Raw genomic sequence first — 24165 nt, 5'->3', positions numbered from 1 at the left:
CCTTCCTCAATCGCCAAATACTCGTAGAGTTCGATCGTACTCAGTTGCTAGCGCACGGGTACCAAGACTGGTTACCCAACCAAATAAACCCCCGCACTCAACCAGCAGCTTAAGCGAGATGGCGATGTCCTCGCAGCGTTCGGTGCGATCCTGCATCGGCTCCGTCCCGGCGGTAACCACTGAGCAGGGCCTGCGGGTGAGCCTCACGAGCAACCAGGCCGTACTGGCTAAGCCGCCACGGGCGCCGTATGACGCTGAGCTCCCGCTCCCGAGCGGGCGCATCTGGTCTTCGACCAGAACCCAGGCAACCGTCCCTGCCCGGGTATGCGAGCACCTGATCGACACCCCCGTGCCTCCGCGCGCACGACGGCGCGATCACGACCGCAGCAGGGTGACGATAGCGAGCCGCGACTACGACTTCTTTTCGGCGTTCTCGCGCTGAATCTCCAATGCGATATCGATGAGCTGGTCCTCCTGCCCACCAATGAGCTTTCGCTCACCGGCCCGGTGCAGCAGCTGGTGTGCCGGCACCCCGTAACGCTCACCCTGCCGGATGGCGTGCTTGAGGAAGCTGGAGTACACACCGCTGTAGCCCATGATCAGCGCATTGCGATCCAGCAGGCACTCGGCCGGCATCGCAGGTGCGACCACCTCTTCGGCAGCGTCCGCGATATCGAAGAAGTCGATGCCCGTCTTCACGCCGATCTTGTCGAAGACACCGATCAGCGCCTCCACCGGAGCATTACCGGCACCAGCACCGAATCGCCTTGTGCTGCCGTCGATCTGCTTGGCACCGGCACGCACCGCCTCGATGGAGTTGGCCACGCCGAGACCGAGGTTCTCGTGCCCATGAAAACCAACTTGAGCATCCGACCCCAATTCGGCCACCACCGCGGCCACCCGGTCGGCGACACCGTCGAGCACCAATGCGCCCGCGGAGTCCACTACATACACGCACTGGCATCCGGCGTCGGCCATGATCCGGGCCTGCTTGGCCAGCTTCTCCGGCGAGATGGTGTGCGACATCATCAGGAAGCCAACGGTTTCCAACCCGCGCTCACGGGCCAGCCCGAAGTGCTGAAGCGACACGTCAGCCTCGGTGCAGTGGGTGGCGATACGGCAGATGGAACCGCCGTTGCCCTGCGCCTCGATGATGTCTTCCTTGGTACCTACGCCCGGCAGCATCAGGAAGGCGATCTTGGCGTTCGTCGCGGTCTCCGCGGCGAGCTTGATCAATTCCTGCTCAGGGGTTTTGGAGAACCCGTAGTTGAATGACGATCCACCAAGACCGTCACCGTGGGTCACCTCGATGACCGGCACACCGGCACCGTCGAGGGCGGCCACGATCGCGCGCACCTCATCGGCGGTGAACTGGTGACGCTTGTGGTGCGACCCGTCGCGCAATGACGTATCGGTGATCCGCACATCCCACGCGGCGTCGAAGAAGACGCCGTCGGCGCCCAAGAGCTGAGTGCTGGTGTCCGAACCCATGTTACGAAACCTTCGCTGATAGAAGTTCTTTGGCGATTTCCTCGCCGACCTTGGTCGCGGCCGCGGTCATGATGTCCAGGTTTCCGGCATACGGCGGCAAGAAGTCTCCCGCACCCTCGACCTCCACGAAAGTGGTGACGACGTGGTTACCTCCATTGACCACAGACGGCTCATCGAACTGAGGCTCGTTGAGTAGCCGGTATCCGGGTACGTACTGCTGCACCTGGCTCACCACGTCGTGAATCGACGCGGCGATCGCATCGCGATCCGCATCCTCCGGGATGGCACAGAAAATGGTGTCGCGCATGATCATCGGCGGGTCAGCCGGGTTGAGGATGATGATCGCCTTGCCGCGCTTGGCACCGCCAATCACTTCCACACCCTTGGATGTGGTCTTGGTGAATTCGTCGATGTTGGCACGTGTACCCGGACCCGCCGAGACCGACGCAACCGACGCCACGATTTCCGCGTAGGCCACCTCCACCACGCGGGAGACCGCGTACACGATGGGGATTGTCGCCTGGCCACCGCAGGTGATCATGTTGACGTTGGGAGCATCGAGGTGCGCACGCAGATTCGCGGGCGGTACCACGGCCGGCCCGACCGCGGCCGGAGTCAGGTCGATCGCCCGGATACCGGCTTCCTCGTAGCGCGGCGCGGCGGCCTTGTGCACGTACGCGGATGTCGCCTCGAACACCAAGTCGGGCTTCTCATCCTGCGCCAGCAGCCAGTCCACGCCCTCATGCGAGGTTTCCAGCCCGAAGCCGCGGGCACGCTTGAGGCCCTCGGACTCGGGGTCGATGCCGATCATCCACCGCGGTTCCAGCCACTCAGACCGCTGCAATTTGTACAGCAGGTCGGTACTGATGTTTCCCGAACCGACGATCGCTACAGATGCCTTGCTACCCATACGTTCTCCTCTACCTCGGCTATTCAAAAGCCAGTCGGACCGAACCAAGTCCGGCGAACTCAGCCAAAAATTCGTCCCCCGGATGCGCATCGAATGCCCGCGTGCACGAACCCGGCAGCACCACGTCACCGGCGCGCAGGCGCACCCCGAACGAAGCCACCTTGCGCGCCAGCCACGCCACCGATGTCACCGGGTTACCCAGCACCGCATCGCTTCTGCCTTCAGCCAATTTCTCGCCGTTGCAGGTCAGCACCGCGTCGATCGACTTGATGTCGATGTCCTTCGGCGAAACACGTTGCTTACCAATGACAAAACCGGCTGAGGATGCGTTATCGGCGATGGTGTCGCAGATCTTGATCTGCCAGTTGGTGATCCGGCTGTCCACCACCTCGATGGACGGCACGTATGCGGCCGTCGCCGCCAGCACGTCATCCTCGGTGCAGTCCTCACCCGGCAGGTCGGCGGCCAGGATGAATCCGACCTCCACCTCGACCCGCGGGAACAAGAACTTGGACGCGGAGGCCGCGACGTCCTCGAACAGCTCCATATCGGCCAGCAGGTGCCCATAGTCCGGCTCGTGGACACCCATCATCTTCTGCATCGCTTCGGACGATAGGCCCACCTTGTGCCCGACGACCTTGGCTCCGTCCGCTAGGCGGGAACGAATGTTCATCAGCTGGATCTCATAGGCGTCGACCACACCGAAATCCGGATACGTGTCGGTAGGCGGCGCGATGGCCACCCGGGTGCGCTCGGCCGCTGCCAAATCGGCGGCGATGGCCTCACGAACTTCGGAACTAAGCATCTATGTGTCTCCCAGTCTCAGTCCCGGCCCGCCGTCCGGAGAAGACGCAGTCGGCCAGGGACAATCCGCTCACATACGAATTGGAGCAGATACCCACCGCCGCACGTCCGGCGGCATAGAGACCGGGGATCGCCGCGCCCGATGTGGTCTGCACGGCACCAGTCTCCTCGTCCACCACCAGCCCGCCAAGGGTCAGCATCGGACACGGATTGAGCATGTTGGTCTTGATGGACACGTTGAACAGATAGAACGGCCCTTCGGCGACGGGAACCCGAATATCGTCCGGCTTGCCGAGGGGGTCAGGGGTGCCGTCGGCGATGGCCCGATTATGTTCGGACACGGTGCGCGCCAATCCTTCCGGATCGATGCCCGCCTTGGCAGCCAGTTCCTCGATGGACCCGGCCTTCCTGCGCCCCACGTTCAGGAACGCTTCGGCCTGGATCCGCTGAAACCACAGGGTCTGCGACCCCAACTGCTGACGGGCCCGCTTCACCAGCGCCTTGTCGGCAACCAGATAGCCCACCCCTCCTGCCGTGCGCACGATCTCCTTACCCAATGCGGCGCCATATCGGGACTCGTCAATCATCCTCTGCCCCTTGGCATCTACCAATAGCGAGCCGAGGAAGGCCGCGGGCGGCACGATGAACCGCCAGGCCGAGATCTCGTCGAGATGCCCGGTGGCCGCGTTCAACGGCTCCGCGAGCGTCAAGGCAGTCCCGTCGTCACCGGCGGTGCCGAGCTGCAACCCGTCCCGATAGGCGGGAGCATGACGCTCGATCAGTTCGCGGTTCGCGATGAACCCACCCGAAGACAAGATCACCCCGTCATTCGCCCGGATCTCGAAGGGCTTAGCGAACCGGCGCTCCAGCGCGTACGCCGGTCCTTCCAGCACCTTTCGCATCGGCGGGTAGTAGATGCCCGGCTTGGTCGCGTACCGCGTGAACAACGAGTACGCCCGCCGCACCCAGCCCGGCGCATCCTTCAGCGTCACGCCCCGCACCCCCACGACACGACCGTCCTCCACGATCAGGCCGGTGGCCCGGGTCTGCCGCCAGACATCAGCACCCAAACGCTCCGCGGAGGCCGCCAACGGTGCGAACAGCGCCTTACCGGACACGCCCCGGCCAAAGGCCCGATGTCCGCGTTGACGGGGCGGGGTGACGGCTCGCGCCATCCCGGAGGATTCGCTGCCGGAAAAGTAGAGGTAGTAGTCGTTGGTGGGGTACGAAGTCTTAAACGGAGCCAGCGAACCTTCGAACGGCACTCCGTAACCTTGGAGCCAATCCAGAGTGTCCGCGCTACCGTCGACGAATCTCTGCAGCGTCTCGGGCTTCACCGCGTCTCCGACTTCAAGCTGCAGGTACTCCATCATCAGCTCCGGGGTGTCCTCGACACCGGCGTCACGCTGAATATTGGTGCCACCTCCGGCGTAGTAAATGCCCCCTGAAATGGCCGAAGCCCCGCCGCCGTCGAACCGTTCCAGGATCGTCACCGATGCGCCGCGTTCCAGGGCGGCCAGTGCGGCGGCCGCCCCCGCGACCCCGTACCCGACGATGACGACATCCGAGGAAGGCACCGCGGGCACCTCGACATCACCCGGCACTAGGCCTCCCTCACCGTCATTTGGCCAAAACAGCAACAAGTTTCTGTTTTCACCGCAACATCAAAGTGTCGAGACGGTGAAACCACAGGCCAGCGCCGGTAGCGCCGGGCCGCCTCAATTCTATAACGTGTTCTACATGACTGAGCAGGAGTACGACGTCGTCGTCGTCGGGAGTGGTGGCGCCGGCATGGTTGCGGCGCTCACCGCGGCACACAACGGGCTGAGCACCGTACTGATCGAGAAGGCCCCCCACTTCGGCGGATCTACCGCGCGTTCCGGCGGCGGCGTCTGGATCCCCAACAACGAGGTGCTCAAGAAGGCCCGCCAGAGCGACACCCCCGAGGCGGCCCGCGAGTACCTCTACACCATCATCGGCGATGTCGTCCCCCGCGAGAAGATCGACACCTACCTCGATCGCGGCCCAGAGATGCTCTCCTTCGTGTTGGCCAACTCTCCGCTCAAGCTCGACTGGGTGCCCAACTACTCCGACTACTACCCCGAGGCCCCCGGCGGGCGTTCGACCGGCCGCTCGGTGGAACCCAAGCCTTTCGATGCCAAGAAGCTTGGCGACGAGCTGCCCAACCTGGAGCCTCCCTACGGCAAGGTCCCGTTGAATGTCGTCGTACGCCAGCAGGATTATGTGCGGCTAAACCAGCTCAAGCGCCATCCCCGTGGTGTGCTGCGCAGCCTGCGCGTGGGCGTGCGCACCTTCTGGGCGCAGGGCACCGGCAAGAAACTCGTCGGCATGGGACGGGCCCTTTCGGCCGCGTTGCGCATCGGTCTGCGTGACGCCGGCGTTCCGGTCAAGCTCAACACCGCTTTGACCGATCTCTACCTCGAGAACGGCACGGTCAAAGGCGTCTATGTGCGTGAGAGCGGTTCTTCGGAGGCTTCCGAGCCGACGGTCATCAGGGCACGCAAGGGCGTCATCCTGGCCTCCGGCGGGTTCGAGCACAACGAGCAGATGCGCGTGAAGTACCAGCGCGCCCCCATCACCACCGAGTGGACGGTCGGTGCCAAGGCCAACACCGGCGACGGCATCCTGGCGGCAGAAAAGCTCGGCGCCGCGCTGGAGTTCATGGAGGACTCGTGGTGGGGCCCAACAGTTCCGCTGGTCGGCAGGCCGTGGTTCGCGCTGTCCGAGCGCAACTCCCCCGGGTCCATCATCGTCAACGCATCCGGTAAGCGGTTCATGAACGAGTCGCTGCCCTATGTCGAGGCCACCCACCGCATGTATGGAGGCGAGTACGGCCAGGGCGCGGGCCCCGGCGAGAACCTGCCCGCATGGCTGGTCTTCGACCAGGAGTACCGCAACCGGTACATTTTCGCCGGATTGCAGCCGGGACAAAAGATTCCGAGCAAGTGGATCGAATCCGGCGTGATCGTCAAGGCCGACAGCATCGAAGAGCTCGCGGCGAAGGCCAATCTGCCCGTCGAGGAGTTCAAGGCGACCGTCGACCGGTTCAACGGCTTCGCCCGCAGCGGTACCGACGAGGACTTCGGCCGCGGTAAGAGCGCCTACGACCGCTATTACGGAGACCCGACGAACAAGCCGAACCCAAATCTGGGTGAACTCAAGAAGGGGCCCTTCTACGCGGCCAAGATGGTGCCCGGCGATCTGGGTACCAAGGGTGGCGTGCGCACCGACGTCCAGGGCCGGGTGCTGCGCGATGACAACAGCATCATCGAAGGCCTTTACGCCGCAGGCAATGTCAGCACCCCGGTGATGGGTCACACCTACGCCGGCCCCGGCGCCACCATTGGTCCGGCCATGACATGGGGCTACCTCGCGGCGCTCGATATCGCCGGGAAGTAGGGTCAGCTCATGCCTATCAACGTCGATATCGCTCTGGGCGCTGCTGTCGAGCCCGCAGAATTCTCGTGGACCGCATCCGATGTGCAGCTGTATCACCTGGCCATCGGTGCGGGCGCCGACCCGGTGAGCGAGACCGAGCTGCGCTACCTGCAGGACAAGACTCCGCAAGTGCTGCCGACGTTCGCGACCGTGGCCTCGGGCTTCCACGCGGTGGAGCCACCCAAGGTGTCATTCCCGGGTATCGAGATCGACCTAGCCAAGATCCTGCACGGCACCGAGCAGGTGACTGCGCACCGTCCCTTGCCGCCCGCGGGTTCGGCCCGCTCCGAGGGCAAGGTCGTGGAGATCTGGGATAAGGGCAAGGCAGCCGTCATCGTCACGGAGACAACGACTTCCGATGACCAGGGACCGCTCTGGACGATCCGCCGGTCGATCTTCGCACGTGGCGAGGGTGGCTTCGGCGGCGAGAGAGGGCCCTCCGCCGCCGGCGGCACTCCCGACCGCACGCCCGACATTGAGGTCTCGACGCACATCCTGCCGCAGCAGGCGCTGCTGTACCGGCTCTGCGGTGACCGCAACCCGCTGCATTCCGACCCTGCCTTCGCGGCGGCGGCCGGATTCCCCCGCCCGATCCTGCACGGGCTGTGCAGCTACGGCGTGGTGTGCAAGGCGGCGGTTGACTCCGCACTCGACGGGGATGCCTCGCGGGTGACGTCGTATGCCGCGAAGTTCGCGGGTGTGGTGTTCCCGGGCGAGACCCTCAAGACCCGCATCTGGAAGGAAGACGGCAAGCTGCTGATCTCGGCTGTCGTGGCCGAACGTGAGGATGCCGCCGCGCTCGCAGACGTGGAGCTCACCTACACCTAGCCCGACGCCCTAGTACCAACGTATTCCGCGGTAGCGGTACACCCCCAGGGCCAGCGCGGTGCCCATGCTCCAGACGGCGACGCCCAAGCCGAGTTCCAGTAGGGATCGTTCGGTGAGCGGCATGGAGTGGAAAACGTTGCGCCCGAAGATGGCTCGAGGGATACCTCCAACCGGCGCAACGAGGTAGTAGACGCCGTACGGTAGAGCTAGATAAAAGAGCCATCCCGCCGTGGCTGGAACGTCCCCTCGTTGCCGCCACCGCTCGCGCAACGGGCGCGTCACCATCGGCAGCAGTACCGAGACCAGATTGCCCAGACCAAGCCAGCTGACGATGTGTACGCCCACATCGGGCACGGTGATCGCGGTTTGGGTTGCCTGCTGCCGGTGGATGGTCAAGAAAGCCGTCAGGATGAGCGTCGGCAGCCCGGCGACAAGAAACAGCGCGATGTTCTTGACCAGCAAGACGTACAGAAGCGATCGATGTCCCCGCAGCACGTGCCTGACTCGATCGGCATCCAGACCCAGCATGTTGGTCACCGACACATCGGCGAAGATGAACATCGCGAAGTACAGGCCGATCAGCAGCGCCCAGTCGCGTTTGCGCCCATGTTGGGCAATCGGCTGCCAGATGATCAGATAGGCGATTGCCAGGGCGAGGTTCAGACCCAATCCCTCGAGCCACCGACGCGGCGGCCGGAAGGTCTCGACGACATCCTTGCGCAGGCGGGTCAATACGCCTGTCGCAGTGGCGGCCTTTGATTGAGTCACTGGGCAAGCATCGCCGCGGTTTCTGTCAGAAAGCTGTGACTGCGATACGGTCTCGTCTCGGTCACAGTTCAACCGAGCCACATGTCGGGTTCTCAAATCCCAGGTTCGGGGCCTACCTTTCCGGCGTGCAGACCACCCCGTGCGGTCCCGCCAAGCGGTCCCGCTGCCTCTCGCGACGCGACGTCCTCAAGTACGCCTCGAGCGTGCCCGTCCTACTCAGCATGCCGGCCGTGCTGTCCACCACGGCCCTGGCCCACGCGGAATCTCCCATCGCGGGAAAGATCGTCTTCCTCGACCCCGGGCACAACGGCGCCAACGACCGCTCAATCACCCGGCAGGTCAGTGACGGCCGGGGACGCACCAAGGACTGCCAGACCAGCGGCACCGCAACCGATTCAGGTTTTCCAGAACATACCTTCAACTGGAATGTGGTGTTGCACATCCGGCAGGCCCTCACCGTGGCCGGTGTTCGCACCGCATTGTCTCGTGGCAATGACAACGCGCTCGGGCCGTGCATCGACGAGCGCGCTGCCACCGGAAACTCGTTCAGGCCCCACGCCATCGTCAGCATTCACGCCGATGGCGGCCCCCGGGATGGCCGGGGATTCCACGTCAACTACTCGAACCCACCGATCAATGAAGCGCAAGGAGGTCCCTCGTTGCGCTTGGCCAGCACCATGCGCGATCAGCTCAAGGCCTCGGGATTCCAGCCGTCGACCTACCGCGGAAACGATGGTCTGTATGGACGTTCCGACCTGGCCGGGTTGAACCTGGCTCAGTACCCGGCGATCCTCATCGAGTGCGGAAACATGAAGAACAGCGACGACGCCGCGATGCTGTCCAGTGCGGACGGCCAGGCGCGTCTGGCAGCGGCTATCGCGCAAGGCATCGCCAGGTTTCTGAGCTGAGCCGGCTATCCCAGGATGAGGCCGGACGTCGGCACACCGGTGCCCGCTGTGACGAGCACGTGCTCGACATTGGGCACCTGGTTCACCGAGGTTCCTCGCAGCTGACGCACGCCCTCAGCGATGCCGTTCATACCGTGGATGTAGGCCTCGCCGAGCTGACCACCGTGTGTGTTGATCGGCAGCTTTCCGCCCAGTTCGATGGCACCGTTGGCGATGAAGTCCTTGGCCTCGCCCGTGCCGCAGAAGCCGAGTTCTTCGAGCTGCAACAAGGTGTACGGCGTGAAGTGGTCATACAGGATCGCGGTCTGAATATCGTTGGGCGTCAAGCCGGACTGGTCCCAGAGCTGCCGACCGACGAGTCCCATCTCGGGTAATCCCAACTCGTCCCGGTAGTACGAGTACATGGTGAACTGGTCGTCGCCGGACCCCTGCGCGGCCGCCTCGATGACCACCGGCCGGTTCTTGAGATCCTTGGCCCTCTCCGGTGTCGTCACGACGATCGCCACCCCACCATCGCTCTCTTGGCAACAGTCCAGCAGTCGCACCGGATCGGCGATCATCCGCGAATTCTGGTGGTCCTCAATGGTGATCGGCTTGCCGTAGAAGAATGCCTTCGGATTGGTGGCCGCATGCTTACGGTCCGCCACCGACACCGCACCGAAATCGGCACTGGTGGCACCGTATTCGTGCATATACCGGCGAGCGATCATCGCCACCGAGGCGGCCGGCGTACTCAGCCCGTGCGGGTACGACCAGCTGTACTCAACGCCTCGCGAGTCGGCGGTCGAACTCAGTCCCGTCATCACCTGACCGAACCTGAACTCCGAGCGCTCATTAAAGGCCCGGTACGCGACGACCACCTCTGCGACACCGGCAGCGACCGCCAATGCGGCCTGCTGCACCGTCGCCGCAGCCGCGCCACCGCCATAGCCGATCTGGCTGAAGAACTTCAGCTCGCCGATGCCCGTCGAACGCGCGACCGCGGTCTCCAGGTTCGAGTCCATGGTGAAGGTCACCAGGCCGTCGACTTCGTCGGGAGACAAACCGGCATCCGTCAACGCATCGAGCACCGCCTCGGCCGCCAACCTCAACTCGGATCGGCCCGACTTCTTCGAGAAGTCGGTGGCACCGATACCGGCAATAGCGGCCTTACCCGACAAGCTCACGCGCTTGCTCCGATCGTCAGCTTGACCTTGGCGGTGACATGCGCACCCAGGCTGTTGTTGCCCACCACATCCACTTCCACGACGCCGTCATCGACGGCGGTCACCTCGCCGGAGAACACCGTGGTGTCGTAGGCGTACCACGGCACACCCAAACGCAGCGAAATCGATTTCACCCGAGCCGAAGGTCCGGCCCAGTCGGTGACGAATCGCTCGACCAGACCGGTGTCGGACAGGATGTTGATGAAGATGTCCTTGGACCCCTTCGCCTGCGCCAGGTCACGGTCATGATGCACGTCCTGGAAGTCACGCGTGGCCAGCGCGGTCGACACGATGAACGTCGGAGTGCCCTCAAGTTTCAGCTCGGGCAGCTTCTCGCCAACGGTGGTCACTTTGCCTCCCAGGCATACAGAGTCCATGCCGGGCTCTCCCCCTCGGCGGGGAAGTCCAGATATGTCACCTGAACCGGCAACCCGATCTGAACATCGTCGGGCGATACCCCTCGAAGCTCGCCCAGCATCCGAACACCCTCTTCAAGCTCCACCAGCGCGATCACGAAAGGCAGTGTGCGACCAGGCACCTGAGGGGCGTGATGCACCACGTAGCTGAACACCGTGCCATGCCCACTGGACACCTGGTACTCGATCGGAGCGTCTTTGTCCTGCCACACAGCGGGTACGGGCGGATGCTGCAACGACCCATCGGGCCGCTTCTGCAACCGCAGTTCATGGGCCGCGACGCCCTCCCAGAAGTACGCGCTATCCCTCGACCAGGACGGACGCATCAGCTTCGAAGGATCGAGATCATCTGGCACCTCGGCCGACTTCTTAGCGCCCGGCCGGAACTTCATGATGCGCCAGTTCATTTCATTGACGAGCTCATCGCCCACATGCCATTCGGCGTGGATGTTGATAAACCAGCTCTCGCCGAGCGCGGTCTGCTTCGGCCCGAAGACCTCGGTCACCTCATTGGTGGTGGTGACCTGCTCGCCCAGTTGCAGATAGCGGTGATAGATCTGCTCGTAGTTGGTGGCGACCACCGACTGGTAACCCGCCGAATCGAGCAGCTCCATCACCCGGCCCAGCGGGTCGTCTCCCGAGCGCTCGCCGTACAACCCGGCCATGGTCCACACCTGCGCCATCGCGGGCGGCGCGACGATACCGGAATGCCCGGCGGCCTTCGCGGCGTCCTCGTCGACGTAGATCGGGTTGCGGTCCCCCATCGCCTCAACCCAGTTGTTGATCATGGCCTGATTCACCGGATCGCGCGCCAGACGGGGGGCGCTGGGTCCGGCGGCCTTGATCTCGGCGAAGCCGTCCTGAATATCCACGACGCTCATGATTGTCCGTTCTTCGCGCAAGCCTTCATCACCGCGGCACCCTGGGAGTACCCAGACCAGCCGTCGCGACCATCTCGCGCATCACCTCGTTCACACCGCCACCGAACGTGATCACCAGGTGGCGCTTGGTCTGAGCGTCCAGCCATTCGAGGGTCTCGGCAGTGTTCGCGTCGGCGGGGTCTCCATAGCGCCCCACGACACCCTCACTCAACCGGCCGAGCTTCTGAATCCATTCAGTGGCAAGGATCTTTGTTGCGGCAGCATCGGCCATGCTGATGTCATCACCCGACGAGGCCACCTGCCAGTTGAGTAGCTCGTTGAGGCGCCACACGGCCTTCATCTCGCCCAGAACCCGGCGCACATCCTCATGCGCCAGCGGCGCCACACCGTCGTGTCCCGGCTTGGCGGCCCATTCGTAGACGCGGTCGTACATACCCGCGATCCGGCCGGACGGTCCGAGCGAAACCCGCTCATGGTTCAGCTGAGTGGTGATGAGCTTCCATCCCAAGTTCTCTTCACCCACCAGCATGTCCACCGGAACCCGCACGTCCGAGTAGTAGGTGGCGTTGGTGTGGTGCGCACCATCGTTGGTGATGATCGGGGTCCATGAGTAGCCCGGGTCCTTGGTATCGACGATGAGAATCGAGATTCCCTTGTGCTTGGGCGCATCCGAGTCTGTCCTGCAGGCCAACCAGATGTACTGGGCCTGGTGGGCACCGGTGGTGAAGATCTTCTGCCCGTTGACGATGTAGTGATCGCCATCGCGTACCGCGGTGGTACGCAACGACGCCAAGTCTGTCCCGGCTTCCGGTTCGGTATATCCGATGGCGAAATGTATTTCACCCGCGAGGATTCCGGGCAGAAACTTCTTCTTCTGCACTTCGGTCCCGTACTTCTGCAGAGTCGGACCGACGGTTTGCAGCGTCACCAACGGCATCGGCACGTCCGCCCGCATGACCTCGTTCATGAAGATCTGCTGCTCCAGCGGACCGAATCCGTGCCCGCCGTACTCCTTCGGCCAGCCCACGCCGAGCCAGCCATCCTGACCCATCCGCCGCACCACTGCCTCATAGGATGAGCCGTGGCGGTCGACCATCATCTCGCGCGTCTCATCGGCAGTAACCAGATTCGAAAAGTACTGTCGCAGATCGCTTTGCAACTTCGCCTGTTCCGGCGTGAGATCTATCAGCATCACTGGCTCCTAAACCTGGGCCGCAGCGAGAACGTCGAGGCGCTCGGAGGACCCACCCACCAGACGACTCAGGTCCTTGATGGTCGAGTAGTAGCGGTTCATCGGGTAGGTGATGTCGACGCCCAGACCACCATGCAGGTGATGACAGATCTGCATGACTCGCTGCGCTTCCGCGGCCATCCAGAACGCCACGACGTCCAGATCCTCCGTCGCGTCAAGCCCGGCAGAGAGACGCCATACCGCAGACGTGACACCGAGATTCAGCGTGCGCGAGACCACATACACGTCTGCCAGCTGCTGCGAAACCGCTTGGAAGGTAGCCAGTGGCTTGCCGAACTGCACCCGGTTGGACACGTGATCGGCGGTCAGGCGCAGGGCGCCAGAGACCAATCCGTCCGCATAGGAACCGACCGCCGCCAAGGCGAGCTCGTTCACACGCTCAACAGACCCGCCCAACACATCCGAATCGGGTACCGAGGCATCGGCGAAGGTCACCGCGTATTCGGCGGCTTTACTGGCCGTAGGCGTCCGGGTGATCGTCACTCCCGGGGTGTTGGGTGCCACCACAACGACGCCGTTGTCGGTGGTGACAAGTATCCAATTTGCCTCGGCAGCATGTAGAACGCCGATCTTGCGACCGTTCAACACCAACGAGGAACCGTCGCGCACGGCGGAAACCGAGGGCGACGAGGGCAGCGCGGACCCTGGCTCATCGAGGGCCGCGGTGAGGATCGAACCGGAGCCGACGCCGTCGAAGAATCTGTCCTGTTGCTCGACAGAGGCCAGCTCCACCAGGGGAACCACGCCGAATCCGAGCGTCGCCAGCGCCGGCGTCAATGCGCCGTGCTTTCCGAGCACGCGCAACGCCACCGACACTTCGGCCAGGCCCAGTCCGTCGCCGCCCAGCCGTTCAGGCAGCGCAAGACTCAGGACCCCATTCGCGGCCAGCGACTGCCACAATCCGTCGTCATATCCAACCTCGGGCACCACACCGATGAACTCCCGATCGGCAAGTACCGCTTCGACCACGTCGGAGACAGCCTGCTGCTCCTCCGCGAAAGCGAAATCCATAGCGTGCGTTTCCTTTTGAATGGCTAGTGCAGAACCGGGCAACCGCTGGCGCCGTTGAAATCAACCTGCCAGTGCTTGATGCCGTTGAGCCAGCCAGACTGCAGTCGCTTCGGGTCGCCGGCCGGAGCCAGGTTGGGCATGTGGTCGGCGATGGCGTTGAACATCAGGTTGATCGTCAGCCGCGCCAAGTTCGCACCGATGCAGAAATGCGCACCGCTGCCACCGAATCCCATGTGCGGATTCGGGTTACGCATGACATTGAAGCTGAACGGATCGTCGAAGACTTCTTCATCGAAGTTGGCCGAGCGGTACATCATCACCACCCGCTGACCCTTCTTGATCTTCACACCACCAAGCTCGGTGTCCTCCAGCGCAGTGCGCTGGAAAGACGTCACCGGTGTTGCCCAACGGACAATCTCATCGGCCGCCGTCTCCGGACGCTCCTTCTTGTACAACTCCCACTGCTCCGGGAACTGCGTGAAGGCCATCATGCCCTGGGTGATCGAGTTGCGTGAGGTCTCGTTGCCGGCCACCGCGAGCATGATCACGAAGAAGCCGAACTCGTCATCGGAGAGCTTGCCCTCGCCCTCAACCTCGGCGTTGATAAGGGTGGTCACGATGTCCTCGCCGGGATTCTCGGACTTCTGCTTCGCCATCTCCATCGAGTAGGCGAGGATCTCCATCGACGATGCCGCCGGGTCGATGTGCGAGAACTCGGGGTCGTCGTACGAGGTCATCTCGTTCGACCAGTTAAAGAGCTTGCCCCGGTCCTCGATGGGCACCCCGAGCAGACCCGCGATGGCCTGCAACGGCAGCTCGCAGGACACCTGCTCCACGAAGTCACCCGAGCCGGTCGCCGCGGCGGCCTTCGCGATCTGCTGAGCGCGCTCGTTCAGCTCGTCGCGCAGCCGGCCGATCGCCCGGGGCGTGAAACCGCGGGAGATGATCTTGCGCAGCCGGGTGTGATGCGGGGCGTCCATGTTGAGCATCACGTAGCGCTGCAGCTCGATGGCCTCGCGGGTGATGTCATCCTGAAACCGCGGGATGGCGGTGTTTTCCCAGCTGGAGAAGACATCGCTACGCAGCGACACCTCCTTGACGTCCTTGTGCTTGGAGACGACCCAATACCCGCCGTCATTGAAGCCGCCGACGCCGTCGGGCTGCTCCTGCCACCAAATCGGAGCCGTCTTCCGTAGCTCCTTGAGCTCCTCGATCGGGAGCCGTTCTGCGTAGATCTCCGGGTCGGTGAAGTCGAAACCGGCGGGAAGGCTGGGGTGCACCACGTTGAACTCCTATGGCCTTTCAGGGCGTCATTCAGGGACGATCTTGTTAGAGCATCTAGTGAGAGCTTAGTGAGATACGACACTCTCTAGCCCCATTGAAGCACACGATCAGCGCAGACAAAACGTGGTGGATGGGGGGAGAACACGTTCTCATTGCTTCCAGACTGGAACGTGTTCTACCGTGAAGTCAACGTTCAGAGCGCAAAGGAGCAGCTCCATGGGTAATCCGGTCATCGTCGAAGCGACGCGCAGCGCCATCGGCAAACGTGGTGGATGGCTCGCGGGCCTGCATCCGGCCGAGCTGCTCGGCAGCATCCAGAAGTCGGTGATCACCCGTGTAGGTCTGGATCCGCACGAAGTCGAGCAGGTTATCGGCGGCTGTGTCACCCAGTTCGGTGAGCAGGGCGGCCACATCACTCGGCAGGCATGGCTGCACGCCGGGCTGCCCGAAGCCGCCGGTGCCACCACCATCGACTGCCAGTGCGGCAGCGCGCAGCAGGCCAACCACCTCATCGCCGGCCTGATCTACTCCGGTGCGATCGACACCGGCATCGCCTGCGGTATCGAATCGATGAGCCGCGTGCCACTGGGCGCCAACGTCGGCGGCACCGGCATCCCCCGCCCCGCGTCCTGGGATATCGACATGCCCAATCAGTTCGAGGCAGCAGAGCGGATTGCCAAGCGCCGCGGCATCACCCGCGCCGATGTCGACGGCCTCGGAGTGCGCTCGCAGGCACTGGCCAAGCAGGCATGGGCCGAAGGACGATTCGATCGCGAGATCACCGCGCTTGATGCGCCGCAGGTGGACAAGGAAGGTAACCCCACCGGTGAGACCCTGACGGTCAGCCGCGACCAGGGCCTGCGCGACACCACCCTGGAATCTCTGGGAAACCTCAAACCCGTTATGCCGGAGGGTATTCACACAGCCGGTACGTCCTCGCAGATTTCCGACGGTGCGGCTGCGGTATTGCTCATGGACGAGGACAAGGCCCGCTCACTGGGCCTGACGCCGCGCGCCCGCATCGTGTCGCAGGCACTCGTCGGCGCCGAGCCCTACTACCACCTGGACGGCCCGGTGCAGTCGACGCAGCGCGTGCTGGACCGCGCGGGCATGAAGATCGGCGATATCGACGTCGTCGAAATCAACGAGGCTTTCGCCTCGGTGGTGCTTTCTTGGGCCGCGGTGCACAAGCCGGACTTCGACCGGGTCAACGTCAATGGCGGCGCCATCGCGCTGGGGCACCCCGTCGGCAGCACCGGTGCCCGCCTGATCACCACGGCACTGCACGAGCTGGAACGTACCGACAAGTCAACAGCTTTGATCACCATGTGTGCCGGTGGCGCGCTGTCCACCGGCACCATCATCGAGCGGATCTAGTACCTGCGCGAAGGCCCCCGGCACCTCGGTGTCCGGGGGCCTTTTCGTCAGCTGGCCCGCCCGAACCCGGCCGGGCAGAAGTCAACTTCCCAGTGCTTGACCCCGTTGAGCCATCCGGATCGCAGCCTGTCCGGCTCGCCCGCCGACGCGAGGTCCGGCAGGTGATCGGCGATGGCGTTAAACATCAGGTTGATGGTCATGCGGGCCAGGTTGGATCCGACGCAATGGTGTTCGCCATTTCCGCCAAATCCCACATGCGGGTTGGGGTTACGCATGATGTCGAAGGTAAACGGATTCTCGAAGACTTCTTCATCGAAGTTGGCCGAGCGGTACATCATCACCACCCGCTGACCCTTCTTGATCTTCACACCACCAAGCTCGGTGTCCTCCAGCGCAGTGCGCTGGAAAGACGTCACCGGTGTTGCCCAACGGACAATCTCATCGGCCGCCGTCTCCGGACGCTCCTTCTTGTACAACTCCCACTGCTCCGGGAACTGCGTGAAGGCATGCATTCCATGAGTGATGGAGTTGCGAGTCGTCTCATTGCCGGCCACCGCCAAAAGCATGACGAAGAAACCGAACTCGTCATCGGAAAGCTTCTGCCCATCGATATCGGCATTCACCAGGTCGGTACAGATATCCGGGCCGGGCTCCGCTGTCTTGCGTGCCGCGACCTGCATGGCATACATCAACAGCTCGGCGCTGGCGATCGCGCTGTCATCCTCGCCATCGTCGGAACCCACCAGCCTGTTGGACCAGTCGAACAGCTGCTCGCGTTCCTCGAGCGGAGTGCCCAACAAACCGGCGATGGCCTGCAACGGAAGCTCGCAAGCCACTTGTTCCACAAAGTCGCCGTGCTGCAGTCGGGCCGCCGATTTCGCGATGCCCTGCGCGCGGGCATTGAGGTCATCGCGGAGCCGGTTCACCGCGCGCGGCGTGAACCCTCGGCTGATGATGTGCCGCAACCTGCTGTGCCGCGGTGGGTCCATGTTCAGCATGATCAAGCGGGTCGCGTCGATGCGCTCACGCGGCGTGGTGGCCAGATAGCGCGGTATCGCGGTGTTCTGCTCGCTGGAGAATACATCGCACCGAAGTGAGATCTCTTTGACATCTTTATGTTTCGACACCACCCAGAAACCGTCATCATCGAATCCGCCGACCCCACGCTCGGTGTGATTCCACCAGATCGGTTCGGTATGCCGCAGTTCGGCGAGCTCGACCTCTGGGATCCCGTGCACAAAAAGATCGGGATCGGTGAAGTCGATACCATCCGGCAAGTGGGGATGTTGGGCCTGTACCACGCTGTACCTCCCAGCCTGTGACGCATTTCACTAATGGCTCTAGTGGCAGTGAAGCACAGAAATCGACCCCGGGACAAGGGTGTGTCGAGAAAAAACCCCAGATCTAGAACGCGTTCTAGGCGCGTGACAGCTTCGGCACGAAGATCGCCCGGATGTGGTGGATCCGCGGATCAGTAGCCGGAATCTTGAACGTCTCGTCCACTTTTGCCACGACGCGCCATCCGGCGACCTTTGCCTTGGTCTCGATGACAAAACTCGCGATGACGTTGTCACCTTCGACACGAAACTGCCGATTGGACGCGACAGCAATCAGCCGGAACTGCGGTCCGTTATTCAGGCTGCGCCGCAAGTGATCTCCAGAAAAGCCCGTCTTGACACCCTGCTCGATCCGCACACATTCCGGGGCGAACGGCACCGCGTCTGCCTCATGGGTGACGAGGGCTTCGATGTAGGCATTTGCGGCGGCAATACGTACTTCGTCGGAGGCTCCAGGTGTTGACACCCTCGTAGCATAGGGCCATGTCTGATGGTCTTGCCGCGAGCGGCTCCTCCGCGAATGCACCCGCCCAGTTGAACTCGGAGTTGGCCGGAAAGCTGATCAAGTGGATGACCACCGCCAATGTCTGGCTGTATCAGCGGACCGACGGCCGCCTCGGCGGAAAGTGGCGTGTGGGTGCGGCTTTCCCCTGGGGCATACCGGTACTACTGATCACCACCATCGGCCGCAAGACCGGGCAGAAGCGGCTGAGCGCGCTGCTTTACTTACCCGACGGCGACAAGATCGTCCTGGTGGCGTCGCAGGGCGGACGCGACGCCAATCCGGCGTGGTACCTCAACCTGAAGGCGAATTCTGAAGTCACCGTTCAGATAAAGGGCGATATCCGAACCATGACGGCCCGCACCGCGACCGACGAGGAACGCGCGTACTACTGGCCCAAGCTCGTCGAGCTCTACGCCGACTTCGACAAGTACCAGTCGTACACGACCCGCAAGATTCCCGTCGTCATCCTGGAGCCCTAACCCTGTGAGCCGTAGACCGGAACCGGCGTACGAGCCTTATCGAGCAGGTCGGTGACCACGGGACCCAATTCACTTGGGTCCCAACGCGCACCCTTGTCCACCTGCGGACCGTGCGCCCATCCCTCGGCGACGCGGATGATGCCGGCTTCGACCTCGAACACCTTTCCGGTGACCGCGCGCGACTCCGGGCTGCCCAGCCACACCACCAGCGGCGAGACGTTCTCCGGGGCCATCGCGTCGAATGCACCGTCCTCGGGCTTGGCCATGGTCTCGGCGAACACTGCCTCGGTCATCCGGGTACGCGCGGCCGGAGCGATGGCGTTGACAGTGATGCCATAGCGGCCCATCTCGGCAGCAGCCTGCAGGGTCAAGGTGGCGATACCGGCCTTGGCGGCGGCGTAATTCCCTTGCCCGACACTGCCTTGCAGCCCGGCGGCGGAGCTGGTGTTGATGATGCGGGCATCCACCGCATTGCCGGCCTTGAACTCGTCACGCCAGTACGCGGCGGCATGACGCAGCGGCGCGAAGTGCCCCTTGAGGTGCACACGAATCACCGCGTCCCACTCCTCCTCGCTCATGTTGGCGAGCATCCGGTCGCGCAGAAATCCGGCGTTGTTGACCAGAACATCCAGACGGCCAAAGGAATTGACGGCGGTGTCGATCAGGTTCTTGGCACCGTTCCAGTCGGCGACATCATCACCATTGGTGACGGCTTCGCCACCGGCAGCCTTGATCTCCTCGACCACTTCCTGAGCGGGGCTGGTGCCAGCCGATCCATCCAGGCCCACACCGATGTCATTGACGACCACCCGGGCACCTTCGGCCGCGAACGCCAGCGCGTGCGCACGTCCGATGCCCCGGCCTGCACCGGTGATGATGACGACCCGACCGTCGAGCAAACCTGGCATGTTCTATTCCTTTTCGCCGTTCTCATTGCTGTTGACATTGGCGGCGTCGAGGAACGCGGGACGCTCCCCTCCACCGTGAACCGTAAGAACCGAACCCGTCACGTAGGAGGATAGGGGCGAGGCAAGAAACGCTGCCGTCCAACCAATCTCGTCCGGATTGGCAAGGCGGCCCAGCGGTACCGTCGCGCCGACGGACGCGATTCCCTCTTCATCGCCATAGTGCATTTCCGAGAGCTCGGTGCGGATCATTCCGGCGGCCAGGGCATTCACCCGCACCTTAGGCGCCCATTCCACAGCGAGGCTCCGAGTCAGGCTCTCGAGCCCGGCCTTGGCGGCGCCGTATGCGGCGGTACCCGGCGAGGGCCGGCTTGCGCTCACGCTGGTGATGTTGACGATGGTGCCGCCCTCGTCCTGCCGCTGCATCACGGCGTTGGCGCGCTGCGAGACGAGCAAGGCGGAGAGCAGATTCAGTTCGATGATCTTGCGATGAAAGTTATGGCTCGCGTCGGCAGCCAGTGCGAAGGGCGCACCACCGGCGTTATTGACGACGGCGTCCAGACGCCCATGCGTGGAAACAACGGTGTTAATGAGCGCATCGACCGACTCTTCATCACGGACATCGCAGGAATGGAATTCGTAAGGGGTCTCACCGGGACGGCGCGCACAGGTAATCACCGTTGCACCGAGCTCGTCGAACACCCGGCTGATCCCGGCACCCACGCCGCGGACACCTCCGGTGACCAGCACGACGCGACCCGCGAGGCCGAGTTCGTAAGGGGTTCGCACGTCACTCCTTGCTGTATTCCTGCTGTTTGTCCTGCGCTTTCGAGCCATGGTAGCGTACCAAGCAAGTGCTTGTTTCGGTACCTTGAGGAGTCTCATGGGCATCATCACCGCGACGGTTGAACCGGGCATCGTGACCGTCACCGTCGACTATCCGAAGGTCAACGCCATCCCCTCGCGCGGATGGTTTGAGCTGGCCGACGCCATCCTGGCCGCGGGCAACGACCCGTCCACCCACGTCGTGATCCTGCGAGCCGAGGGCCGCGGGTTCAACGCGGGCGCCGACATCAAGGAAATGCAGCGCACTCAGGCGGAAGGACAGGGCTTCACCGCCTTGATCGACACCAACCGCGGCTGTTTCGAAGCCTTCAGCGCGGTCTACCGCTGCAAGGTGCCCGTCATCGCCGCCGTCAACGGCTTCTGCCTCGGCGGTGGAATCGGCCTGGTGGGTAACGCCGACGTGATCGTCGCCTCCGACGACGCGGTGTTCAGCGTGCCCGAGGTGGACCGTGGTGCGCTCGGCACCGCCACTCATCTGCAGCGCTTGGTTCCCCAGCATGTGATGCGCCGGATGTTCTACACCGCGGCCAAGGTTGACGCAAAAACGTTGCACCACTACGGATCCATCCACGAGGTGGTGCCACGGGAGGAGCTCGACGAGGCCGCGCTGCGCGTAGCGCGTGACATCGCCGCCAAGGACACCCGCGTCATCCGCGCCGCCAAGGAAGCCATCAACTTCATCGATCCGCAGGACGTCGAGTCGAGTTACCGCATGGAGCAGGGCTTCACATTCGAGCTCAACCTGGCGGGTGTCGCCGACGAGCATCGCGACGCATTCGTCGAGACCGGAAAGCCGAAGGGAAACTAATGGCACACAAGACAAGCACTCTCGACGAGGTCGTCTCCGAACTGCGCAGCGGCATGACCATCGGCCTCGGAGGCTGGGGTTCGCGCCGCAAGCCGATGGCCTTCGTGCGCGCGATCTTACGTTCGGATGTCAAGGATTTGACGGTCGTCACCTACGGCGGACCGGACTTGGGCCTGCTGTGTTCGGCGGGCAAGGTCAAAAAGGCCTACTACGGCTTCGTGTCCCTGGATTCGCCGCCGTTCTATGACCCGTGGTTCGCCAAGGCGCGCACCACCGGCGCGATCGAGTCCCGCGAGATGGACGAGGGCATGGTCAAGTGCGGCCTGGAAGCCGCCGCCGCCCGCCTGCCGTTCCTGCCCATCCGGGCCGGGCTCGGCTCGGACGTCATGAATTTCTGGGGAGACGAGCTCAAGACCGTCACATCCCCGTATGCGGATAACGAGACCCTGGTCGCGATGCCCGCGCTGAATCTGGACGCCGCATTCGTGCACCTGAACCTGGGTGACGCCACCGGCAATGCCGCCTACACCGGAGTGGACCCATACTTCGACGACCTCTACTGCCTGGCAGCCGAGCGCCGCTTCCTCTCTGTAGAGAAGGTCGTCTCCACCGAAGAACTGGTGAAAACCGTTCCTCTGCAGTCACTTCTGCTGAACCGCATGATGGTGGACAAGGTGGTGGAAGCTCCCGGTGGCGCGCACTTCACCATCGGCGCCGCCGACTACGGCCGCGACGAGAAGTTCCAGCGGCACTACGCCGAGGCCGCCGGGGATCCGGAGACCTGGCAGACCTTCGTCGACACCTACCTGTCCGGTTCCGAAGAGGACTACCAGGCAGCCGTTAAGCGGTTTAAGGAGCAGCAGGCATGAGCGAGGCAACCCGCGCCGAGGTATGCGCCGTGGCGTGCGCCGAGTTGTTCAGGGACGCAGGCGAGATCATGGCCTCCGCGATGTCGACCATGTCCACCGTCGGCGCCCGGCTGGCTCGCCTGACGTTCTCCCCTGATCTGGTGCTTTCCGATGGCGAGGCCGTCCTGATGGCCGAGACACCGGCGATCGGCGGCGTCTCGCCGATCGAAGGGTGGATGCCCTTCCGCAAGGTGTTCGATGTGGTGGCCTCCGGCCGCCGGCATGTCGTCATGGGCGCCAACCAGATTGACCGCTACGGCAATCAGAACCTCTCGGCGTTCGGGCCGCTGCAGCACCCGACCCGGCAGATGTTCGGTGTGCGCGGCGCTCCCGGCAACACCATCAATCACGCCACGTCGTATTGGGTGGGCAACCACTCGGCGCGTGTGTTCGGGAACTCTGTCGACATCGTCTCGGGCGTAGGCTACGACAAGGTCGACCCGGCCAACCCGGCGTACAAGTACCTCAACGTGTTCCGGGTGATTTCTAACCTGGGTGTGTTCGATTTCAACGGGCCCAACCACGAGATGCAGGCCCTGTCACTGCACCCCGGCGTCTCGGCCGAGGACGTCGCGTCCAACACCAGCTTCGAGGTGCACGGGCTGGCCGACGCCGGTGAGACCCGTCTGCCCACCGATGAAGAGCTACGGATCATTCGCGAGGTGATCGATCCGAAGTCGTTCCGGGACAAGGAAGTCAAGCAATGAGCGCACCGGTCCTCAAAACAGCGCTGACCGAGCTGGTCGGCATCGACCATCCCGTCGTCCAGACCGGCATGGGCTGGGTGGCCGGACCGCGACTGGTGGCCGCCACCTCCAACGCCGGCGGTCTGGGCATCCTCGCCTCGGCGACCATGACGCTGGAAGAATTGGTCGCGGCAGTCTCGAAGACGAAGTCACTCACCGATAAACCCTTCGGTGTGAACATCCGTGCTGACGCCGGTGATGCCACCGAGCGCATCGATCTCCTGATCCGCGAGAAGGTGAAGGTGGCCTCGTTCGCGCTGGCACCCAAGCAGGATCTAATCGCCAAGCTGAAAGACAATGGCGTGGTGGTGGTTCCGTCTATCGGCGCAGCCAAGCATGCCAAGAAGGTCGCCGCCTGGGGCGCCGACGCGGTGATCGTCCAGGGTGGTGAGGGCGGCGGACACACCGGTCCGGTGGCAACCACCCTGCTGCTGCCCTCGGTGCTCGATGCGGTGAAGGACACCGGAATGCCGGTCATCGCCGCCGGTGGATTCTTCGACGGGCGTGGCCTCGCCGCCGCGCTGTCCTACGGCGCGGCCGGTGTCGCCATGGGCACCCGATTCCTGCTGACCTCCGATAGCACCGTGCCGGATGCAGTCAAGGAGCGCTATCTGGCCTCGGCCCTCGACGGCACCGTGGTGTCGACCCGGGTCGACGGCATGCCGCACCGGGTGTTGCGCACCGAGCTGGTCGAGAAGCTCGAAAGCGGTTCGCGGGTACGTGGATTCAGTGCAGCGATCCGGAACGCGGCCAAGTTCAAGAAGATGTCGGGAATGACGTGGCGGTCCATGGTCAAGGACGGCCTGGCGATGCGTCACGGCAAGGAGCTCACCTGGTCTCAGGTGCTCATGGCCGCGAACACCCCGATGCTGCTGAAAGCCGGTCTGGTGGAGGGCAACACCGGTGCCGGTGTTCTCGCCTCCGGTCAGGTCGCGGGCATCCTCGATGACCTGCCCAGCTGTCAAGACCTGATCGACGCGATCGTGACGGAAGCGGTCGCCCATCTGAAGAGTGCGAACGCGGCCATCCTCTAACCG

At 63.6% G+C, this 24165-nt stretch carries 25 protein-coding genes; 10 read left to right on the top strand and 15 right to left on the bottom strand.

What is annotated here, in order from left to right:
* The first annotated feature begins 124 nt into the window (after positions 1–124).
* The gene (locus HBA99_RS02950) at positions 125–442 is read left to right on the top strand and encodes a hypothetical protein (RefSeq protein WP_199253001.1); all 318 of its coding nucleotides are present in this window, start codon (positions 125–127) and stop codon (positions 440–442) included.
* On the opposite strand, the gene dmpG is transcribed toward HBA99_RS02950, so the two are convergent.
* Genes dmpG through HBA99_RS02930 form a run of 4 tightly spaced genes read right to left on the bottom strand, consistent with a single transcriptional unit; the run spans position 412 to position 4848 of the window.
* Positions 412–1491, bottom strand: coding sequence for a 4-hydroxy-2-oxovalerate aldolase (dmpG, locus tag HBA99_RS02945; RefSeq protein ID WP_070950229.1), 1080 nt, complete (start codon positions 1489–1491; stop codon positions 412–414). The genes HBA99_RS02950 and dmpG overlap by 31 nt on opposite strands.
* Before the next feature lies 1 nt (position 1492).
* A complete protein-coding gene (locus HBA99_RS02940) occupies positions 1493–2401 on the bottom strand; it encodes an acetaldehyde dehydrogenase (acetylating) (protein WP_064407743.1) in 909 nt (302 codons plus the stop codon).
* Between the two features lie 19 nt (positions 2402–2420).
* Positions 2421–3206, bottom strand: a complete 786-nt coding sequence (locus tag HBA99_RS02935) for a 2-keto-4-pentenoate hydratase (protein WP_030095730.1) — start codon at positions 3204–3206, stop codon at positions 2421–2423.
* Positions 3199–4848 carry an FAD-binding protein gene (locus HBA99_RS02930; RefSeq protein WP_081346069.1) on the bottom strand — a complete coding sequence of 550 codons (1650 nt, stop codon included), beginning with the start codon at positions 4846–4848 and terminating at the stop codon, positions 3199–3201. The genes HBA99_RS02935 and HBA99_RS02930 overlap by 8 nt, the downstream gene beginning before the upstream one ends.
* A gap of 88 nt (positions 4849–4936) precedes the next feature.
* Between HBA99_RS02930 and kstD the strand changes: the two genes are divergently transcribed.
* A complete protein-coding gene (gene kstD / locus HBA99_RS02925; protein ID WP_057967124.1) occupies positions 4937–6625 on the top strand; it encodes a 3-oxosteroid 1-dehydrogenase in 1689 nt (562 codons plus the stop codon).
* Positions 6626–6634: 9 nt separating this feature from the next.
* Positions 6635–7492, top strand: coding sequence for a MaoC/PaaZ C-terminal domain-containing protein (locus HBA99_RS02920; protein ID WP_057965251.1), 858 nt, complete (start codon positions 6635–6637; stop codon positions 7490–7492).
* Positions 7493–7501: 9 nt separating this feature from the next.
* On the opposite strand, the gene HBA99_RS02915 is transcribed toward HBA99_RS02920, so the two are convergent.
* Positions 7502–8260, bottom strand: coding sequence for a hypothetical protein (locus HBA99_RS02915; protein ID WP_070951598.1), 759 nt, complete (start codon positions 8258–8260; stop codon positions 7502–7504).
* Positions 8261–8481: 221 nt separating this feature from the next.
* Between HBA99_RS02915 and HBA99_RS02910 the strand changes: the two genes are divergently transcribed.
* The gene (locus HBA99_RS02910) at positions 8482–9168 is read left to right on the top strand and encodes an Rv3717 family N-acetylmuramoyl-L-alanine amidase (protein ID WP_070951599.1); all 687 of its coding nucleotides are present in this window, start codon (positions 8482–8484) and stop codon (positions 9166–9168) included.
* Positions 9169–9173: 5 nt separating this feature from the next.
* On the opposite strand, the gene HBA99_RS02905 is transcribed toward HBA99_RS02910, so the two are convergent.
* From HBA99_RS02905 to HBA99_RS02880, 6 genes are read right to left on the bottom strand one after another with little or no spacing between them, the layout of a single operon-like run.
* Complete coding sequence (locus HBA99_RS02905; RefSeq protein WP_030095736.1) at positions 9174–10328, bottom strand: lipid-transfer protein; 1155 nt, start codon at positions 10326–10328, stop codon at positions 9174–9176.
* A gap of 2 nt (positions 10329–10330) precedes the next feature.
* Positions 10331–10750: a MaoC family dehydratase gene (locus HBA99_RS02900; RefSeq protein WP_057965253.1), complete on the bottom strand. Its 420-nt coding sequence runs from the start codon at positions 10748–10750 to the stop codon at positions 10331–10333.
* A complete protein-coding gene (locus tag HBA99_RS02895; protein WP_070923442.1) occupies positions 10720–11670 on the bottom strand; it encodes a bifunctional MaoC family dehydratase N-terminal/OB-fold nucleic acid binding domain-containing protein in 951 nt (316 codons plus the stop codon). The genes HBA99_RS02900 and HBA99_RS02895 overlap by 31 nt, the downstream gene beginning before the upstream one ends.
* A 28-nt stretch (positions 11671–11698) precedes the next feature.
* A complete protein-coding gene (gene fadE29, locus HBA99_RS02890) occupies positions 11699–12862 on the bottom strand; it encodes an acyl-CoA dehydrogenase FadE29 (protein WP_030095739.1) in 1164 nt (387 codons plus the stop codon).
* 9 nt (positions 12863–12871) lie between these two features.
* The gene (locus HBA99_RS02885; protein WP_070931574.1) at positions 12872–13933 is read right to left on the bottom strand and encodes an acyl-CoA dehydrogenase family protein; all 1062 of its coding nucleotides are present in this window, start codon (positions 13931–13933) and stop codon (positions 12872–12874) included.
* Positions 13934–13956: 23 nt separating this feature from the next.
* The gene (locus HBA99_RS02880) at positions 13957–15216 is read right to left on the bottom strand and encodes a cytochrome P450 (RefSeq protein WP_057967092.1); all 1260 of its coding nucleotides are present in this window, start codon (positions 15214–15216) and stop codon (positions 13957–13959) included.
* A 217-nt stretch (positions 15217–15433) separates the two neighbouring features.
* On the opposite strand from HBA99_RS02880, the gene HBA99_RS02875 reads away from it, so the two are divergent.
* Positions 15434–16594, top strand: a complete 1161-nt coding sequence (locus tag HBA99_RS02875; RefSeq protein ID WP_070923443.1) for a steroid 3-ketoacyl-CoA thiolase — start codon at positions 15434–15436, stop codon at positions 16592–16594.
* Positions 16595–16641: 47 nt separating this feature from the next.
* Here HBA99_RS02875 and HBA99_RS02870 read toward each other — a convergent pair whose 3' ends face one another.
* Together HBA99_RS02870 and HBA99_RS02865 are read right to left on the bottom strand one after the other, a co-directional pair.
* Complete coding sequence (locus HBA99_RS02870) at positions 16642–17895, bottom strand: cytochrome P450 (protein ID WP_057967094.1); 1254 nt, start codon at positions 17893–17895, stop codon at positions 16642–16644.
* Positions 17896–18010: 115 nt separating this feature from the next.
* Entirely contained in the window at positions 18011–18397 is a 387-nt protein-coding gene (locus HBA99_RS02865; RefSeq protein WP_070951600.1) for a DUF8021 domain-containing protein, read from the bottom strand.
* A gap of 17 nt (positions 18398–18414) precedes the next feature.
* Here HBA99_RS02865 and HBA99_RS02860 point away from each other — a divergent pair, with 17 nt between their 5' ends.
* Entirely contained in the window at positions 18415–18915 is a 501-nt protein-coding gene (locus tag HBA99_RS02860) for a nitroreductase family deazaflavin-dependent oxidoreductase (RefSeq protein WP_070931576.1), read from the top strand.
* Here HBA99_RS02860 and HBA99_RS02855 read toward each other — a convergent pair.
* Together HBA99_RS02855 and HBA99_RS02850 are read right to left on the bottom strand one after the other, a co-directional pair.
* A complete protein-coding gene (locus HBA99_RS02855; RefSeq protein WP_046252447.1) occupies positions 18912–19823 on the bottom strand; it encodes an SDR family oxidoreductase in 912 nt (303 codons plus the stop codon). The genes HBA99_RS02860 and HBA99_RS02855 overlap by 4 nt on opposite strands.
* A 3-nt stretch (positions 19824–19826) precedes the next feature.
* Complete coding sequence (locus HBA99_RS02850) at positions 19827–20609, bottom strand: SDR family oxidoreductase (RefSeq protein WP_070923447.1); 783 nt, start codon at positions 20607–20609, stop codon at positions 19827–19829.
* A gap of 94 nt (positions 20610–20703) precedes the next feature.
* On the opposite strand from HBA99_RS02850, the gene HBA99_RS02845 reads away from it, so the two are divergent.
* Genes HBA99_RS02845 through ipdC form a run of 4 tightly spaced genes read left to right on the top strand, consistent with a single transcriptional unit; the run spans position 20704 to position 24162 of the window.
* A complete protein-coding gene (locus HBA99_RS02845) occupies positions 20704–21474 on the top strand; it encodes an enoyl-CoA hydratase family protein (RefSeq protein ID WP_030095748.1) in 771 nt (256 codons plus the stop codon).
* A complete protein-coding gene (locus tag HBA99_RS02840; RefSeq protein WP_070923448.1) occupies positions 21474–22343 on the top strand; it encodes a CoA transferase subunit A in 870 nt (289 codons plus the stop codon). Before HBA99_RS02845 ends, HBA99_RS02840 begins: the two co-directional genes overlap by 1 nt.
* Positions 22340–23089, top strand: a complete 750-nt coding sequence (locus tag HBA99_RS02835) for a CoA-transferase subunit beta (RefSeq protein WP_070931578.1) — start codon at positions 22340–22342, stop codon at positions 23087–23089. The genes HBA99_RS02840 and HBA99_RS02835 overlap by 4 nt, the downstream gene beginning before the upstream one ends.
* Positions 23086–24162 (top strand): (3aS,4S,5R,7aS)-5-hydroxy-7a-methyl-1-oxo-octahydro-1H-indene-4-carboxyl-CoA dehydrogenase, encoded by a 1077-nt coding sequence (ipdC, locus tag HBA99_RS02830; protein ID WP_070951601.1) that lies wholly within the window; start codon positions 23086–23088, stop codon positions 24160–24162. Before HBA99_RS02835 ends, ipdC begins: the two co-directional genes overlap by 4 nt.
* The last annotated feature ends 3 nt before the right edge of the window (positions 24163–24165 follow it).

Source organism: Mycobacteroides chelonae (assembly GCF_016767715.1).
Taxonomy (GTDB): domain Bacteria; phylum Actinomycetota; class Actinomycetes; order Mycobacteriales; family Mycobacteriaceae; genus Mycobacterium; species Mycobacterium gwanakae.
This window is presented reverse-complemented; position numbering and strand designations above follow the sequence as displayed.